Below are 16,146 nucleotides of genomic sequence, written 5' to 3' on the forward strand. Positions count from 1 at the left end.
AGGACCTCACTTTTTCTCCATCACGCATTGTAGCGGATGTTGGTGCTTGCGTGCGAAGTCCATCACCTGCGTCACCTTGGTCTCGGCGACTTCGTAGGTGTAGATGCCGCACTCCCCCACGCCATGCTGATGCACATGCAGCATGATATGGGTCGCCTCCTCGCGTCCCTTCTGGAAAAATTTCTCGAGGACCAGAACCACGAACTCCATCGGCGTGTAGTCGTCGTTGAGCAGAATCACCCGGTAGAGCGCGGGCCGTTTTGTCTTCGGCCGTGTCTTGGTGGCGATTCCGGTTCCGGAATCGTCGTCTTCGAAGCTCGGTGGGCGAATCGAATTGCTCATTGACGCGTGCGTGGTTACCGATCCGCTTGGAATCCTGCCGAGAAACCGGCGGTAGCGCAATCCGCCGCCAATCAAATTATTGATGAGCGAACAGATGGCGCAGTCGGGTAGGACGCGCTGGTGGGCGCGATTGACAGTTAATGTAGGTGGTCCGGCGCCGTTTTGTAGACGTGCCGAAAAAGCGAAAGGGCCCGGCGTTCCCGCCAGGCCCTTCGGCAATGGTTAGCAGAGGCGAAGCGGCTTACTTGCCGAACTTGCCGTAGAGCGACTGGTAGGGCGCCGCGGCGCTCTTGGCCATGTCGGAGAAGATTTCGCCGAAGCGGGTGACCTGCCCGACGTAGCCCCGATACGCGGTGCGGACGAAGTCCTGCTGGAGGGCGACGACGGTGTCGACGCTCTTGGCGGCGGCGAGCTTCTCGAAGGCGGCGGTGCCGGCCTCGAAGCTGCGCTTGGAGTAGTCGGCGGCCTCGGTGGCGATCGTCTGGAAGCCCTTGGTGACGGCGTCGGCGGCCTTGAGGGCGGTATCGACGTTGTCCTTGCCGAAACTCTGGATTGAATCGAAGGCATTGCTCATACGGGTGGTGTCCTTGTCTGGGGCGCCGGAAGCCGGCGAATTCCCTTGTGGCGCGACATATGTGCACCGCACCAATTAATGTCAAATGAATTTGTGCACCGCACAAATACCCCGGAAAAATGGCGGGTACGTGTGGCCCAAATGCGCTTTACGGAAACGTAACGGCCCTTCCATACTGTCCGTATTTCGTGATGGCCGGCAGGGCGCAAGGGACGGCGCCCGCTACTGACAGTCGGCATTCTCGGTAAAACCGCCGATGGCGGCACGGGGCAAAACCCAATCGTGAATGCGTGTCCGAAGCAGCCGGCTTGTTTGAATTAGGCGGATACCGGCGCTGGGCACGCCGGTAAGGTGCGGAGCAGGATTTTCATGCTGAAGCGTAGAGGCGCGCTTCCGCGGTTGCGACTTGATTTCCGGCGTTCGGTCCTCAAGGCCTTTGCAGTCGCGGCAGTGCTGATCATGGGTCTCGGTGCGACGCTCGAAACGAGCGCTGCCGCCGTGCCCAATTCCGCCATCGTGGTCGACGCCAAGACCGGCAAGGTGCTGTACGGGTCGAACGTCGATGCCCAGCGCCATCCGGCCTCACTCACCAAGATGATGACGCTCTACCTGCTGTTCGATGCCCTGGCATCCGGCAGGGTCACGCTCGATTCCCGCATGCCGATTTCGGCCTACGCCGCCGCGCAGGCGCCCTCCAAGCTCGGCCTCAAGCCGGGCAGCTCGATCAGCGTCCGCGACGGCATCCTCGCCATCGTGACGAAATCCGCCAACGACGTCGCCGTGGTCATCGCCGAATACATCGGCGGCAGCGAGAAAAGCTTCGCCGCCCGCATGACGCGCCAGGCGAAGGCGCTCGGCATGACGCGCTCCAATTTCGTCAACGCCTCCGGCCTGCCGGCCGCCCAGCAATGGACCTCGGCGCGCGACATGGCGACGCTCGGCCGCGCGCTGCGCGAACACTTCCCGCAGTACTACGATTATTTCTCGACGCCGAGCTTCGTCTGGAACGGCCGCCGCATCGGCAACCACAACGGCCTGCTCCGGCGCATGGACGGCATCGACGGCATCAAGACCGGCTACACCCGCGCCTCCGGCTTCAACCTCGTTTCCTCGATCGACCGCGACAACCGCCTGGTCGTCGGCGTCGTGCTCGGCGGCTCGAGCACCAAGGCGCGCGACAACCGCATGGCCGACCTTCTGGCGACCTACCTGCCGAAGGCGAGCCGCGGCGCCCGTGTCGCCAGGCTGATCCCCGGCAAGCCGTCCGCGGCGCCGACCAAGCCCGATGCGGCGATCGCGGTCGCGACCAACAACGTGCCGCTGCCCCGTCCGCGCCCGACGCTCGATCCGATCGCGACCGACGCGCCGATCGTCGTCGCCAGGGCCGACATTGCGCCGGACACGGCCGACGTCACCGCCTCGACCAGCGACGCCGCGACAACCGTCGCCGACGCCGCACCGGCCGAGACCCAGGCGCCGTTCGCCAACGCATCGGTCGCTTCGCTGATCGGCGCCAATTCGCTGTTCGCGCTTGACGCGGCCGATGTCGCCGATACCGGCGAGGGCGATACGAATGCCGATGACGACGACGCTACTGACGCGACTCCGCCGGCGGCGACCAAGGCCGGCTGGCGCATCCAGATCGCCGCCGCGCCGACGCAGGCCGGCGCCGAGGACATCCTCGACCGCGCGCTCGCCAAGGGCGGCAAGGTGCTGGCTTCTGCCGCGCCGTACACCGAGCCAGTCGATCGCAACGGCTCGACGCTCTACCGCGCCCGCTTCTCCGGCTTCGCGACGAAGGACGCGGCGCGCGCTGCCTGCGCCTATCTCGCCAGGCAATCTTTCTCCTGCCTCGCCGTCAGTGACTGACCGGTAACCACTTTCCCTTACAGTCGCTTCAGGTCGTTTTGTAACGCGTAGGCCTAGTGATGGTTGTCGAGCAGTCTGTCCTTAGCCTGGTTGATTTTCGCGGCAAGGAACGTCGATCCCCCCTGGTCGGGGTGCACGGCCTTCATCAGCCGACGGTGAGCCGCCCGGATTTCCGCCTCAGTGGCGCCGGGAAGAAGGCCAAGGACCTCATAGGCCTCCTTGTCAGTCATGGCGCCCGCATTCGCCGCGCCGCCCGCCCCCGCGTTTCGATCACCCTCGACGTCTTCACGCCAGCCGGGTATCCGGCGGTCGAGATAAGCTTCGAGTAGCGCCGCGCTGTCGGCGATGCCGGCAACCGCCGCGGCAAGCTTCATCAACTGAATCTCATTGAGATCGTCGAGCCCGCGCCCGGCAAATTCGCCGCGCCGCACGACGCCGCTCATCGCGCCGGTGTCGTGATCGAGCCGCATGTCGAACCAGTCGGTCTTGACGCTGGAGTCGGTGCCGGCATGGCGCACGCCGCCGCCGAGATCGAACGGGCCGAGCCGGCCGGTCGCGATCGCCGAGAACCCGGCCGCGATCAGTATGCCGCCGACGCCCCAGCGGCCGGTGAGCAGCAGGAGCAGCCCGACCAGCGCCACCGCCCCGCCGATGCCGTAGCGGATGCTGCGCACCAGCGCACGCGCGTCGGCGTTGGCATAAGCCTGTGCCAGCACCCACAGGATGCCGAAGGTGACGCCGCCGGCGATGAGATAGGACATCGGCGCTACTTGAGCTGTTCGATGAGCAGGGGCGGCGCCCCGCTCCTGGCCAGCGCCTTCAGCCCGCCGGCGGCATAGACCGCGGCGGCGCGCAGCAACTGCGCCAGTTGCCCGGCGGCATTCGGATCGAACCGGCCATAGGCGCCGCGTGACAGCCGCGCCAGCTCGCGGAAGCCGCGCTCGACGGCAGCGTCGCGCCCCTCCTGGAAGATGAAGATGCGCACGCCGAGGAGCCCCAGCTCGCCCGCCGTGCCGGCGAGCGTGTCGAGCTCCTCCTCCAACGCGTCGCCGATATAGACCAGCGCGTTGACCTTGCGCTTGCCGGTCTCCTTGCGCGCGTGCGCCAGCACCTTGCCGATCTGCGTATTGCCGGCGCGCACCGATATGCCGGTCATCAGGTCGCGCAAGCCCCGCGCGTCGCTCACCCATTTCGACGCGCGGCACTCGTTGAAGCCGCGGAAGTAGACAAGCTGGACGTCGAGCGACCCTACCTTGCCGGCCTCCTCGAACATTTCTCCCTGCAGACGCTGGGCGGTGTCCCACGTCGGCTGCCGGCTCATGGTGGCGTCGAGCGCGAAGATCAGCCGGCCGCGGCCATCCACATTGGCCGGCGCCAGCGACCGCGCCTCCGCAAGGAAGGCAGCCACGTCGCCGGTGGGCGTCGTCGTGGGCTTGGCGGGAGTGCGCTTGGTGTCGGCCATCTTGTCGGAATATGTGGCGTTTGCGGCGAAAGGTGCAACCACGCGCACCGCTCTTAGTTAGTCACCTCTCCCTGAGGGAGAGGGCCTTGAGCCTTGGTGACCCCGGACTTGATCCGGGGAAACTTAGGCGAATGGGGTGAGGGGTTAGGGACCCATCGCTCAAAACTTCTGTCCCTAACCCCTCGCCCTTCAGCCCTAACTCGCTCCGCTCTTAGGAGCTGAAGCCCTCTCCCTCAGGGAGAGGTGTCCCAACCGGCAGCTTCAACTCCGCCAACAGCCGCCTGATCTCCTTCCGCGCCGCCACATGCGACGCCGTCGGCTCCAATCCCAATGTCTTCCGGTCGAGCGCATCGAGCGCCGTCAGCCCGCGCGGGAACAACTCGCGGAACACGACGCGTTCGCTGATGCCCTCCGCAATCCGGCATCCGACCAGATCGGCGAGCGACGCCAACCCGGTGCCGAGCTTCTTGCGGTTGCGCGTGTCCTTCGCCTGCAGGCGGTTGCGCACCACGATCCAGTCCATTGGCCTCGGATCGATCAGCGCCCGCTGCCGCCGCGCTTCGGCGACCAGCTCGGCGTAGTGGCTGGTGCCCCTGACCGCGTATGTCTCCGGATCGACCTGCGCCAGTACGTCGAAGTCGACGAAGCTGTCGTTGATCGGCGTCACCAGGGTGTCGGCCATCGCGTGGCTGACACGCATCAGGTACGTGTTGCTGCCCGCCGTATCGACGACGATGACGTCGAAGCCGTACTCGGTGCGGCTGACGGCTTCGGCGAAGGCGCGGAACTCGCGGCCCTCGATGTCGGCGACAGTGTCGCCCTCGCCGACCGGCACGGTGAAATGCGTCGGCAGCGGGAGGGCAAGGCCGGTCTTCTGCTTCCAGAGCGCGCGGTTTTCGATGTAGCGCGTCAGCGAGCGCTGGCGGCCGTCGGTGTCGATCGAGGCGACGCGGGCGCCGGTCTGCAGCAGCGCGACGATGATGTGCATCGCCGTCGTCGACTTGCCGGAGCCGCCCTTCTCATTGCCGAGAACGATGACGTGCGCGGGGCCTGGCGTGCGCGGAGGAAGCGCCATGAGAAACTCGGATCCAGCCAGCCCGAAGCGGAGCATGGCATGGATTCGGGCGGGCGACAGGCTCTAGAGGGCGGGAAGCGGCGCGTTTGCCACAAGAGTCGCGGTAAGCGCGCCCGACACCGGCGCCGAAACCGACCAGCGCACCGGCAGGCGGAGATTCTCGATCAGTTCGCGGATCTCGCGCCGCGCCGCGACGTGCGACATGGTCGGGCGGACACCCAGCACCGCCGGGTCGAGCGGATCGAACGCCGTCAGGCCGAGCGGGAAAAATTCGCGGAAGATGACCCGCTCGCTGATGCCGTCGGCGACACGGAAGTCGAGCATCGCGGCGAGCGCCTTCAGGCCGGCGATGACTTTTTTCTGGTTGCGGCTGGCGAGAGTCGAGATGCGGTTGCGCACCACGATCCAGTTGAGCGGCGGCTGGCCGGCCATGGCGCGGTTGCGCCGCGTCTCCAGCACCAGCTCGGCATACTGGCTGGCGTTCCGCACCGTCATGGTGGCGCCGTCGATGCGCCCGAGCACGTCGAGATCGACGAAGCTGTCGTTGACCGGCGTCACCAGCGTGTCGGCCATCGCGTGGCTGAGGCGCATCCGGTACGAGTCGTTGCCGGGCGTGTCGATGACGACAAAGTCGAACCGCGCGCCCATGCGGTCGATGATCTCGGCGAAGGCGGCGAACTCGCGCGCCTCGACCTCGGCGATCACCTCGCCCTCCTCGAGCTGCGCCGAGAAATGCGTCGGCACCTCGAGCGTGATCCCGGACTTGCGGGCGAAGCGCGAGCGGTTCTCGATGTAGCGGGTGAGCGACAACTGCCGGCTGTCGGTGTCGATCGAGGCGACGCGATGGCCGGCCTTCATCAGCGCGACGATGATGTTGACGGCCGTCGTCGACTTGCCCGAGCCGCCCTTCTCGTTGCCGATGACGATGACGTGAGCCGATTTGGACGGCGGAGAAATAATGCCCATCGGGGCGGACACCGCTACTCTGACGCTACTGCCGCCCCCATATTTGACGAGAAACGCCAACATTCCGTCAACGGCCGATTGCGCCGCGGGCGGATTGTGCCGCGGTGCCCGCTTTTGCTAGCGTCCCGCGGCTTTTCGAGGAGATTGCCGCCGTGCCCACCCCGCCCGTTGACCGTACCGTCAAGGCGCTCCGCTCCCGCGTCACGCTCTGGCGCGGCGCCGGCGCCAGGATCGCGCTCGTGCCGACCATGGGCGCCCTCCACGCGGGCCACCTGGCGCTGGTCCGGACCGCGAAAGAGCGCGCCGGCAAGGTCATCGTCTCGATCTTCGTAAACCCGACGCAGTTCGGCCCAACCGAAGACTTCGACTCGTATCCGCGCAACGAAGCCGCCGACCTCGCCAAGCTCGACGGCCTCGCCGACGCCGTCTTCGCGCCGACCGTCGCCGAGATGTACCCCCAACGGTCCGGGCACCACGATCGCGGTGGCAGGACCGGCCACCGACCTCGAGGCGGTGACGCGGCCACATTTCTTCGGCGGCGTCGCGACCGTGGTGGCGAAATTGCTGCAGGCGGCACTGCCCGACATCGCCGTGTTCGGCGAGAAGGATTACCAGCAGCTTCTGGTCATCCGCCGCATGGTCGCCGACCTCGCGTTCCCGGTCGAGATTGTCGGCGTGCCGACCATCCGCGAACCAGACGGCCTCGCGTTGTCATCGCGCAACGCGTACCTCTCCGCCGGCGACCGCGCCAAGGCGCCGCGCCTCCACGCCGCGCTGCAGGCCGCGGCCGAGGCGATCCGCTACGGCACCTCGCCCGACGTCGCGCTGCAGGCGGCGCACGCGAAGCTGACCGCGGTCGGGTTCATGGTCGACTACGTCAAGATGCGCAACGCCGACACGCTGGCCGCAGTGACGGACGTGGCAAAGGAACCGAAACGGATATTGGCGGCGGCGTGGTTGGGCAAGACGCGGCTGATCGACAATATTCCGGTTTAGCGGGATTCCGGTGCAGCGGCTTTCACCGCCGAAACCTCCCTCGCCTTGTCCCCTCTCCCTGAAGGGAGAGGGCCATGAGCCTTAGTGAGCGAAGCGAACTTAGGCAAATGGGGTGAGGGTCAGGGACAGGAGTTGTAGGCCGATACGTCGCTGACCCTCACCCTTCAGCTCTAACTCGCTTCGCTCCTAAGAGCTGAAGCCCTCTCCCTTTCAGGGAGAGGGGAAAGACCGAGGGCAGGCTCGGCCGAGGATGGAGTTACCTCAACCCCAAACCCGCCAGTTCCGCAGAAAGCTCCGGCGGCAGATCATCGTCACCATTGCGTCCCTTGCGCAAATCCCTCGGGGCGTCGTCGGCGGCGTAGTAACGCCAGCCCTGGAACGGCCGTTTCGGCTGCCACTCGGTCCGGACCAGCTTCGCGTCCAACACGAGGCGGCAGCGGCTTATGCCGTCCTTGTCGGTGAACGGCTCGACCGCCACCAGCTTCTGGCGCACCTGCACCGTGCCCTTGATCACCCAGTAGAGCGAGCCGCCCTTCAGCTCGGCGATGCGCTTCGGCACCATCCGCGTGACGTGGTTGTGGAACGGCTTCTCGCCCTTGCGCTTCTTCTCCTTGAGGCGCTGCTCGATCCACTCGGCGAGGTCCTCGACCGAATCGCAGCCGACGCAGAGCTTGATGAGGTTGAGGGCCATGGATCGCAGCTTTGGCGCGGTGGGCGGGCCCCGTCAAATAGGCGCCCGGCCGTTGTCCACAAGGCCGCTAGACGATGACCTGCGTGCCGATCTCGACGACGCGGTTCGTCGGCAGGCGGAAGTAGCTCGAGGCGTCGTCGGCGTTGCGCGCGAGCAGGATGAACAGCTTGTCCTGCCAGAGCGGCATCGCCACCGCCTCCGACGCTTTCAGCGAGCGCCGCGAGAGGAAAAACGTCGTCGACATGATGTCGAACGAGAACCCTTCCTTACGCGCGATCGCCAGCGCCTTCGGCAGGTTCGGCGTCTCCATGAAGCCGTACTTCACCGTGATGCGGATGAAGGAGTCGGAGAACGGCCGCACGGTCACGCGGTCTTCCTCCGGCGCGCGCGGCGTGTCGACGGTCTTCACCGTCATGATCACGTTCTTGTCGTGCAGCACCTTGAAATGCTTCAGCGAGTGGAGCAGCGCCGTCGGTGTCGAGTCCGGATCGCCGGTCAGGAAGATCGCGGTGCCGGCAATACGCGGCGGCGGGTGCTTCTCGAGACTGTGGACGAGATCGGCGAGCGGCACTTCCAGCCGGCGCGTCTTCTCGAACAGGATTCGGCTGCCGCGCCGCCAGGTGAGCATCAGCACCATCAGCGCGCCGCCGGCGAGCAGCGGGAACCAGCCGCCATGCAGGATCTTGAGCAGGTTGGCGGCGAGGAAGGTCGAGTCGAGCACGAGCAGCGGCAGCACGACGGCGATGGCCGTGACGATGTGCCAGCGCCACACGCGCCACACCACGATGAAGGCGAGCAGCGTCGTCACCACCATCGTGCCGGTCACCGCGATGCCGTAGGCGCCGGCGAGCGCGCCGGAGGAGCGGAACAGGCCGGTGACGAGCAGCACCGAGACCAGCAGGAACGCGTTCACCCGCGGCACGTAGATCTGGCCGAACTGCGATTCCGACGTGTGGCGGATTTCGAGGCGCGGCAGGAGACCGAGTTGCACCGCCTGGCGCGACAGCGAATAGGCGCCGGTGATCACCGCCTGGCTGGCAATGACAGTGGCGGCGGTCGCCAGCACGACGATGGGCAACTGCAGCCAGTCCGGGAACATCAGGAAGAACGGGCCGTCGGCGGCATCCATGTCGCCCAGCACCAGCGCGCCCTGCCCGAGATAGTTAAGCGTCAGCGCCGGCAGCACGAGCACGAACCACGCCGTCTGGATCGGCTTGCGGCCGAAGTGGCCGAGGTCGGCGTAGAGGGCCTCCGCCCCGGTGACGGCGAGGAAGACGGCGCCCAGCGTGATCAGTCCGATGATGCCGTGGTGCACCAGAAACTCGACGCCGTAGAACGGATTGAAGGCGTAGAGCACGACCGGATTGGTCACCATGTGCGCGACGCCGGCGATGGCGAGCACGATGAACCACACCACCATGACCGGGCCGAAGAACACCGCGACCCGCGCCGTGCCGCGCGACTGCACGACGAAGATACCGACCAGGATCACGATCGACAGCGGGATGACATAGGCATCGAGATGCGGCGCCGCGATCTCCAAACCTTCGACGGCGGAGAGCACCGACAGCGCCGGTGTGATGACGGCGTTGCCGTAGAACAGCGCCGCCGCCGTGATGCCGAGGAAGACGATGAACGTCGTCGCCCGGCCCGCGGTGCCGCGCATGGCGAGCGCCATCAGCGCGAGCGTGCCGCCTTCGCCGTTGTTGTCGGCGCGGATCAGGAACAGCACGTACTTGATCGTCACCGTGATGATCAACGACCAGATGATGAGCGACAGCACGCCGAGCACGATCGAGGTGGTGATCGGCCCCTTGCCATCGACGGCGGCGTGCACGGCCTCGCGGAAGGCGTAGAGCGGGCTGGTGCCGATATCGCCGTAGACGACGCCCACGGCGCCTACGGTCAGCGCCACGATTCCGGTCTTCGGGAGATGCTTACCGTTTCCGTTGGCCGGCGCCGGGACTTGGACAGTGCCCGGCAGTTCGGTGGCCATGGCGGCAACCTTGTTGCACTGCACGGGGGCAGCGGGACTGGCCTTCTAGCACCTTTGGCGGGGTTTGTGGTAGCCCGCCAAATGTGCCGCACAGGTATGCGCTAAGCGGTTACGCCGTATGGGCTTTCCGCCCCGACCGACGTCGCCGCCATCCTTCCGGACGCTGTGCGCAATCCCGCTCCGCCCATCGCCGGAATCAACGATCCGCCGTATTCCAAGGCCATGCTCGCGGCACGGGCGGGAGGAGGAATTGGATGCGTACTCTGTTCGGGATCGTGCTCGGCGCTCTGCTGAGCGTCGGCGCGGCATGGCTGCACGACAACAACGTCACCTACGATCCGCTGAACCCACGCGTTGCCGACCGCCAGATCGTCAACTGGGACGTGTTCGGCGCCGTGCTCCGCGAAACTACCGATGGGCTCGGCAACGCCTTCCACGCGATCACCGGGCGGTAGCGCCGTCTGCCGCCGCGGCATAGGATCGGCGGCACGTGTTGAGCAGGGTAGCGCCGATGTCGATCACCCGCCGCCAGTTCGTCGCCGGAGCCTCCGTCGTCGCCATCGTCGCGGCGCTGCCGCAGTGGGCGTTCGCCGCCGACGACGCCGCGGTGGCCTTCGCGAAGTCGCTCTACGCGCTGCCCGGCCTGTGGGGCGACGTCACAGCCGACGACGCCGCGATAAAAAAATATCTCGACAAGAATCTCGGCGACCTAATCACCGCCAACTACGCCAAGACCGACGCCGAAGCGGCGCTCGACTACGACCCGCTCGTCCAGGCGCAGGATTTCGAGGACGTGAAAACGACCTTCACCGTCACGTCGGAATCCGACACCGCGGCGGTCATCGACGCGCATGTCGATAACTACGGCGAGGACTCGGTGGTGACCCTCGACCTCACCAAGACCGCAGACGGCTGGCGCCTCGCCAACATCCGCACGGACGCGGAGACCCCGAGCCTGGTCGACGAGCTGAAGCAGCTTAACTCGGGCGTGCCGCCGGCTGACGGGAACTAGCCCGGCAGTCGACTTCCCCGGCTGTCATCCTTTGGCGGCGCGAAGCGCCGACCGGAGGATCAGCCCCAACAAGCATCTCCCGTTGGTATGAGCCGAGCGTGGTCCTCCGGTCGAGGCCTTCGGCCTCGCCGAAGGATGACAGTGGAGAGACGCAGCCCCGGGCGACTACATCAAGGATCCCATTCCGGGTTTGCCGGCGGCCATCCCGCGATGCGCTGCTTCTTCGCGCCGAGCGCGGTCAGCGCCCCCATGTCGGCCGCGTCGAGCGTGAAATCGAAGATATCGAAGTTAGAGCGGATGTTCGCCGGCTTCGTGCTCTTCGGGATCGGCACGACGTTCGGCTGCTGGATGTCCCAGCGCAGCACGATCTGCGCCGGCGTCCGCTTGTGCTTCGCGGCGATGCCGGCGATCACCGGATCGTCGAGGATCACCTTGCGGCCGAGCGGCGAGTAGGCGGTGAGGATCATGCCCTTGCCGCGCATGAAGGCGACGAGATTCTCCTGCGTCAGGTACGGGTGATATTCGACCTGGTTGGTGACGATCGGCTCCTTCGTCGCCGCCCACGCCTCGGTCAGCAGCCTGATCGTGAAATTCGAGACGCCGATGTGCTTCGTCCAGCCGCGGCGCTTCGCCTCGTTGAGCGGCTTGATGGTGTCGGCGACCGGCAGCACCTTGCTCGCCCAGTGGATGAGCAGGAGGTCGACCTGATCGACGCGGAGCTGCTTCAGGCTGTTCTCGACCGAGGCGTAGAAATCGCGCTCGGCAAGATTCTCCGGCCCGACCTTGGTCGTGATGAACAACTGCTCGCGCGGCACGCCGCCGGCACGGATGCCTTCGCCGACGCGGTCCTCGTTGCCATAGCCGGCGGCGGTGTCGATGTGGCGGTAGCCGATCTTGATGGCATCGGCGACCGAGCGGGCGCAGAGCTCGCCGCTGATGTTCCAGGTGCCGAAGCCGAGGACGGGGATGGTGGCGCCGTGCGCGCTGACGGTTTGCAAGGCAGGCTCCGATGGATGGAGGAAGGCGACGAAGGATGGCGCGCCCGAGACGAGGCGGTCAACTCCCCTCCCCCATCATTGGGGCTCCGCCTCTCATCATTCCGGCGAAAGCGGAATCCAGCGCGAAAATCGCGGCTGGGAGGATGGCTGCGCTAGGCCCCGGCTTTCGCCGGGGGTACGAGGGCCGGTGGGCGACGGTGGAGCTAGACTACGGCCTCGGCGACCGCCGCAACCACCCGATCGACCTCGTCGTTGGTAAGATCCGGCCCCATCGGCAGCGACAGCACCTCGTTCGCCAGGTGCTCCGACACCGGCAGGGCGCGGGCATTGAGGCCGGCGAAGGCCGGATGCTGGTGCAGCGCCAGGCGGTAGAACAGGCCGGTGCCGATGCCGACCGCGTCGAGCTTGGCCCGCACCGCGTCGCGCTCGCTCACGCGGACGGTATAGAGCGCCCACGCGCTGCGATAGCCGTCGGCGACCTGCGGCTTTACAACGGAGCGCGGCAAGCCGGCGGTGTAGCGCGCCGCGATCTCGTTGCGACGCTGCAGTTCGTCGCCGAACGCCGAAAGCTTGGACAACAGGATCGCCGCCTGCAGCGTATCGAGCCGGCCGGTGAGGCCGAGCACGACCGCGGCGTCGCCCGTGCCCGAGCGGCCGTGCGAGCGGATCATGCGCACCTGCTCCGCCACCCTGGCGTCGTCGGCGAGCACCGCGCCGCCGTCGCCGTAGCAGCCGAGCGGCTTGGTCGGATAGAAACTGGTGGCGCTCACCGGCGCGAGGCCGCCGACGCGGCGGTTGCCGAAGGCGCCGCCGAAACTTTGCGCCGCGTCCGCCAGAACCTCGAGGCCAGTCTTCGCGGCGATCGCGTTGATGGCGGCGTAGTCGGCGGGCAGGCCGTAGAGATCGACCGGCATGATGGCGCGCGGGCGGAGTTGCCCCGCCGCCCTCACCTCGGCGATGGCGCGTTCGAGATCGGCCGGGTCCATGTTGAAGGTCGCCGCCTCGACATCGACGAACACCGGCGTCGCGCCGACGGTGACGACCGCGCCCGCGCTGGCGGAGAACGTGAAGGCCGGCACGAAGACCGCGTCGCCCGCCTTCACGCCCATCGCCATCAGCGCGATGGTCAGCGCGTCGCGGCCGGAGGAAACGGCGATGGCGTGGCCGGCGCCGGCGAAGGCCGCCAGCTCACGCTCCAACTGATCGACCTCGGGGCCGAGGATGTACTGGCCGTGCGCCAGCACCGCATCCATCCGCTGGCGGATGTCGCGCTCCAGCCGCGCACGCTGGCGCTGCAGGTCGAACAGCGGAATTTTGCCCCCGCCGGCCTTGGTGGCCGCGACGGCGAGAGCGGGGCGGGCTGTGGTCATGCGGTCACCGCGATCTGTGCCGGCTCGCCCTCGGCGACCGCCGCGCGGATGCGCTCGGCGATGTCGAGGGCGGCAAGCCCGGCCATGCCATCGACGACCGGCGGGATGCCGGTTGCGATGCTCGTGAGGAAGGCGTCGATCTCGGCGCCGAGGTTGTCGCGCGCCGTAAGTGCGATGGGCACCGCCACCGCGCCGGACTTGCGCCGCGCCGTCGTCGTCAGCGACGGGCCGGAAAGATCGGCGTCGTAGATCGTGTCGGGCTCGGTGATGGTGAGGCGGCGCTCGTTTTCGGCGGCGACACGCGACGCCGACAGCGTCGCGATGGCGCCGTTGGCGAAGGTCAGCCACGCCTCGCACTCGTCGGTCATGCCGCTGAGGCCGGTCATGCCGCTCGCCGCCACCGACGCGACCGGCGCGCCGGCAAGCGTCAGCACCAGATCGATGTCATGGATCATAAGGTCGAGGATCACGTCAACATCGATCGACCGGCCGCTCCATTTCGTCCGCCGCCGCGCCGTCAGCCGGCGCGGGTTGGCGGCCCGCGACTGCAGCTCGGCAACCGCCGGCGAGAACCGTTCGACATGCCCGACCTGCAGCACGACGCCGCGCTTCGCGGCACGCGCGATCAGATCGCGCGCATCGGCGACGTCGATGGCGATCGGCTTCTCGATCAGGACATGGACCCCGGCGTCGATGAAATCGCGCGCGACGGCGGCGTGATAGGTGGCGGGCACGGCGACGGAGACGGCATCGACCTTGCCGATGAGGTCGCGATGATCGGCGAACACCGGCGCGCCCTGCCCGTTGGCGGCGCCGCGCGCGCCATCCTGGTCGGATACGGCAACGAGCCGCGCCCTTCGGATTATTTGCGTAATGCTTCGCGTGATGCCTGCCGAAGGAGCCGAGGCCGACGACGCCAACCTTGATCGTGCCTTCCGTCAAACCATGCGAGGGCGAAGCGCCCTCCTCCAGCAGCAAGCCGCATGGCTGGTCTAGCCGATTCACGGCCAAAGTCGATTATGTGCTGCGTCGCAGCGATAACGTTTTGCTGCGAGGCTTAACGGGGCGCGAGCCCCAAATGCAAAAAACCGGCGGCCCTTGCGGACCACCGGTTCAGGCAAATGGTGCGGCCAAGAGGACTCGAACCTCCACGGTGTTACCCACTAGCACCTCAAGCTAGCGCGTCTACCAATTCCGCCATGGCCGCGAAATCGCGGCTCCGTGTAACAAATCGCCCTTGGCCTTACAAGGCAGCCGGCTTGGCGGCCTAGACGACCGCGGCATCCTCGTTCACGCGGCTTTCCGCCACTTCGGTGAGCTTGGCGTCGGCCGCCTTCTCCTCCTCCAGCGTCGCTTCGAGCTCGTCGGCGCAATCGTCGCGGCCGAGTTCCCGGGCCCACGCGATCAGCGTGCCGTAGCGCGCGATCTCGTAGTGCTCGACGGCCTGCGCCGCGGCGATGATCGCGGCATCCAGCACGTCCTCGTCGGCGACGTCGCCGGTCACCTCGCGCGCCTCCTTGAGGATGCCGTCGATCGCCGGGCAATCGACCGCCTTGGCCTCGGAGCCGTGCATGCGGAAGACTTCCTGCAGCCGCTCGACATGGCCATTGGTTTCCTCGAGGTGGTTCTCAAGCCCCTCGCGGAGCTGCGGATTGGAGACCTTTTCAATCATCTCCGGCAGCGCCTTCACGATCTGCTTTTCGGCGTAATAGATGTCGCGGAGCTGGTGAACGAAGAGATCGTCCATTGTCTTGATGTCTTTTGAGAAGATTCCCATGTCGGTGGCTCCCTGAGCGCGGATATGGATACGCCCCCTGCCTTTGCCGCTAACGTGCCGCCGCTGACGTTGTTCCGGCTTTAGCCGCGGCGCTTGAAGAATTGAACGGCGCGCTCGTGCTTCTCGGCGGCGGCGCGCGAGGCAAAGGTGCCGAGGTTGCGGCGCTTGCCGGACTTCGGGTCGAGCTTCCGCGAGTAGAGCCGGTACTGGCCGGACGCAAGCTTCCTGATCATGGCTGCCTCCCGGTGGATTTCGTGGCTGTGCAGGGCCATATTCCGCGCCATGAACGCTCCGCTCCCGCCCCAGGTTCCCGCTCCGATGGCCGCGGCCGACACGGTCGACTGGACGATCGCGCCGGCGCCGGTCGCCTACCCGGATGCGGTGGCGGCGATGGAGGCGCGGGTCGCCGCGATAGCGGCCGGCACGGCGCCCGAGCAGGTGTGGCTGGTGGAGCATCCGCCGCTCTATACCGCCGGCACCAGCGCCAAGGCCGACGACCTGCTGCAGCCGGACCGGTTTCCCGTGTTCCAGAGCGGGCGCGGCGGCCAGTACACGTATCACGGCCCCGGCCAGCGCGTGGCCTACGTCATGCTCGACCTGCACAGGCGCAAGCCCGATGTCCGCCAGTACGTCGCGAGCCTTGAGGACTGGATCATCGCCACCCTCGCCGCCTTCAACGTCCGCGCCGGGCGGCGGAAGAATTGCGTCGGCATCTGGGTGCCGCGACCAGACAAGGGAGAAGGCCGCGAGGACAAGATCGCCGCGATCGGCGTGCGCATCCGCCGCTGGGTGACCTTCCACGGCATCGCGCTGAACGTCGATCCGGACCTCGATCATTTCAGCGGTATCGTGCCGTGCGGGGTGACCTCGCAGGGCGTCACCAGCCTCGCCGATCTCGGCATCGCAGCGAGCATGGAAGACGTCGATGTCGAGCTGCGCCGCGCTTTCGCCGCGACGTTCGGCCCGACGCGGAGCGCGTAGCCGATTTCTGCCGGAGAATTTCGAAGGACTGCAGCGG

At 66.9% G+C, this 16,146-nt stretch carries 17 protein-coding genes, 1 tRNA gene and 1 pseudogene; 5 read left to right on the forward strand and 14 right to left on the reverse strand.

Translation table 11 applies throughout. The annotated features are described in order from the left end of the window. Positions 1 to 6: 6 nt before the first annotated feature. Together clpS and WDM94_11010 are read right to left on the reverse strand one after the other, a co-directional pair. Positions 7 to 342 carry an ATP-dependent Clp protease adapter ClpS gene (gene clpS / locus WDM94_11005; GenBank protein ID MEJ0013131.1) on the reverse strand — a complete coding sequence of 112 codons (336 nt, stop codon included), beginning with the start codon at positions 340 to 342 and terminating at the stop codon, positions 7 to 9. Positions 343 to 583: 241 nt separating this feature from the next. Next, the gene (locus tag WDM94_11010; GenBank protein ID MEJ0013132.1) at positions 584 to 916 is read right to left on the reverse strand and encodes a phasin family protein; all 333 of its coding nucleotides are present in this window, start codon (positions 914 to 916) and stop codon (positions 584 to 586) included. Positions 917 to 1,285: 369 nt separating this feature from the next. Here WDM94_11010 and WDM94_11015 point away from each other — a divergent pair, with 369 nt between their 5' ends. Next, complete coding sequence (locus tag WDM94_11015) at positions 1,286 to 2,785, forward strand: D-alanyl-D-alanine carboxypeptidase (GenBank protein MEJ0013133.1); 1,500 nt, start codon at positions 1,286 to 1,288, stop codon at positions 2,783 to 2,785. A gap of 53 nt (positions 2,786 to 2,838) precedes the next feature. Here the strand turns inward: WDM94_11015 and WDM94_11020 are convergent, their stop codons facing one another. The 4 genes from WDM94_11020 to WDM94_11035 form a co-directional block, all read right to left on the reverse strand. Further along, positions 2,839 to 3,546 carry a DnaJ domain-containing protein gene (locus WDM94_11020; protein MEJ0013134.1) on the reverse strand — a complete coding sequence of 236 codons (708 nt, stop codon included), beginning with the start codon at positions 3,544 to 3,546 and terminating at the stop codon, positions 2,839 to 2,841. Positions 3,547 to 3,551: 5 nt separating this feature from the next. Beyond that, a complete protein-coding gene (locus WDM94_11025) occupies positions 3,552 to 4,247 on the reverse strand; it encodes a VWA domain-containing protein (protein MEJ0013135.1) in 696 nt (231 codons plus the stop codon). A 211-nt stretch (positions 4,248 to 4,458) separates the two neighbouring features. Continuing rightward, positions 4,459 to 5,322, reverse strand: a complete 864-nt coding sequence (locus WDM94_11030; protein MEJ0013136.1) for a division plane positioning ATPase MipZ — start codon at positions 5,320 to 5,322, stop codon at positions 4,459 to 4,461. Positions 5,323 to 5,385: 63 nt separating this feature from the next. Continuing rightward, complete coding sequence (locus tag WDM94_11035; protein MEJ0013137.1) at positions 5,386 to 6,288, reverse strand: division plane positioning ATPase MipZ; 903 nt, start codon at positions 6,286 to 6,288, stop codon at positions 5,386 to 5,388. 152 nt (positions 6,289 to 6,440) lie between these two features. Between WDM94_11035 and panC the strand changes: the two are divergent. Continuing rightward, positions 6,441 to 7,284, forward strand: a pseudogene (gene panC / locus WDM94_11040) (pantoate--beta-alanine ligase). Between the two features lie 256 nt (positions 7,285 to 7,540). On the opposite strand, the gene WDM94_11045 reads toward panC, so the two are convergent. Continuing rightward, complete coding sequence (locus WDM94_11045; GenBank protein MEJ0013138.1) at positions 7,541 to 7,975, reverse strand: DUF1489 domain-containing protein; 435 nt, start codon at positions 7,973 to 7,975, stop codon at positions 7,541 to 7,543. Positions 7,976 to 8,042: 67 nt separating this feature from the next. After that, the gene (locus tag WDM94_11050) at positions 8,043 to 9,959 is read right to left on the reverse strand and encodes a potassium transporter Kup (GenBank protein MEJ0013139.1); all 1,917 of its coding nucleotides are present in this window, start codon (positions 9,957 to 9,959) and stop codon (positions 8,043 to 8,045) included. A gap of 266 nt (positions 9,960 to 10,225) precedes the next feature. On the opposite strand from WDM94_11050, the gene WDM94_11055 reads away from it, so the two are divergent. Then, on the forward strand, positions 10,226 to 10,426 hold the full coding sequence (locus WDM94_11055; GenBank protein ID MEJ0013140.1) for a hypothetical protein: 201 nt from the start codon (positions 10,226 to 10,228) through the stop codon (positions 10,424 to 10,426). Between the two features lie 56 nt (positions 10,427 to 10,482). Continuing rightward, a complete protein-coding gene (locus WDM94_11060; GenBank protein ID MEJ0013141.1) occupies positions 10,483 to 10,983 on the forward strand; it encodes a DUF3828 domain-containing protein in 501 nt (166 codons plus the stop codon). 170 nt (positions 10,984 to 11,153) lie between these two features. Here WDM94_11060 and WDM94_11065 read toward each other — a convergent pair whose 3' ends face one another. From WDM94_11065 to WDM94_11090, 6 genes are all read right to left on the reverse strand, one after another. Continuing rightward, positions 11,154 to 11,981: an aldo/keto reductase gene (locus WDM94_11065; protein MEJ0013142.1), complete on the reverse strand. Its 828-nt coding sequence runs from the start codon at positions 11,979 to 11,981 to the stop codon at positions 11,154 to 11,156. Between the two features lie 203 nt (positions 11,982 to 12,184). After that, a complete protein-coding gene (locus tag WDM94_11070) occupies positions 12,185 to 13,351 on the reverse strand; it encodes a DegT/DnrJ/EryC1/StrS family aminotransferase (protein MEJ0013143.1) in 1,167 nt (388 codons plus the stop codon). After that, positions 13,348 to 14,271, reverse strand: coding sequence for a Gfo/Idh/MocA family oxidoreductase (locus WDM94_11075; GenBank protein MEJ0013144.1), 924 nt, complete (start codon positions 14,269 to 14,271; stop codon positions 13,348 to 13,350). Before WDM94_11075 ends, WDM94_11070 begins: the two co-directional genes overlap by 4 nt. A 202-nt stretch (positions 14,272 to 14,473) precedes the next feature. Beyond that, positions 14,474 to 14,558: transfer RNA gene (locus WDM94_11080), tRNA-Leu, on the reverse strand. A 60-nt stretch (positions 14,559 to 14,618) separates the two neighbouring features. After that, a complete protein-coding gene (locus WDM94_11085; GenBank protein ID MEJ0013145.1) occupies positions 14,619 to 15,128 on the reverse strand; it encodes a ferritin-like domain-containing protein in 510 nt (169 codons plus the stop codon). 80 nt (positions 15,129 to 15,208) lie between these two features. Further along, positions 15,209 to 15,361 carry a hypothetical protein gene (locus WDM94_11090; GenBank protein MEJ0013146.1) on the reverse strand — a complete coding sequence of 51 codons (153 nt, stop codon included), beginning with the start codon at positions 15,359 to 15,361 and terminating at the stop codon, positions 15,209 to 15,211. Positions 15,362 to 15,446: 85 nt separating this feature from the next. Here WDM94_11090 and lipB point away from each other — a divergent pair, with 85 nt between their 5' ends. After that, positions 15,447 to 16,109 (forward strand): lipoyl(octanoyl) transferase LipB, encoded by a 663-nt coding sequence (gene lipB / locus WDM94_11095; GenBank protein MEJ0013147.1) that lies wholly within the window; start codon positions 15,447 to 15,449, stop codon positions 16,107 to 16,109. Positions 16,110 to 16,146 lie beyond the last annotated feature (37 nt).

The organism is Bauldia sp., from assembly GCA_037200845.1.
Taxonomy (GTDB): domain Bacteria; phylum Pseudomonadota; class Alphaproteobacteria; order Rhizobiales; family Kaistiaceae; genus DASZQY01.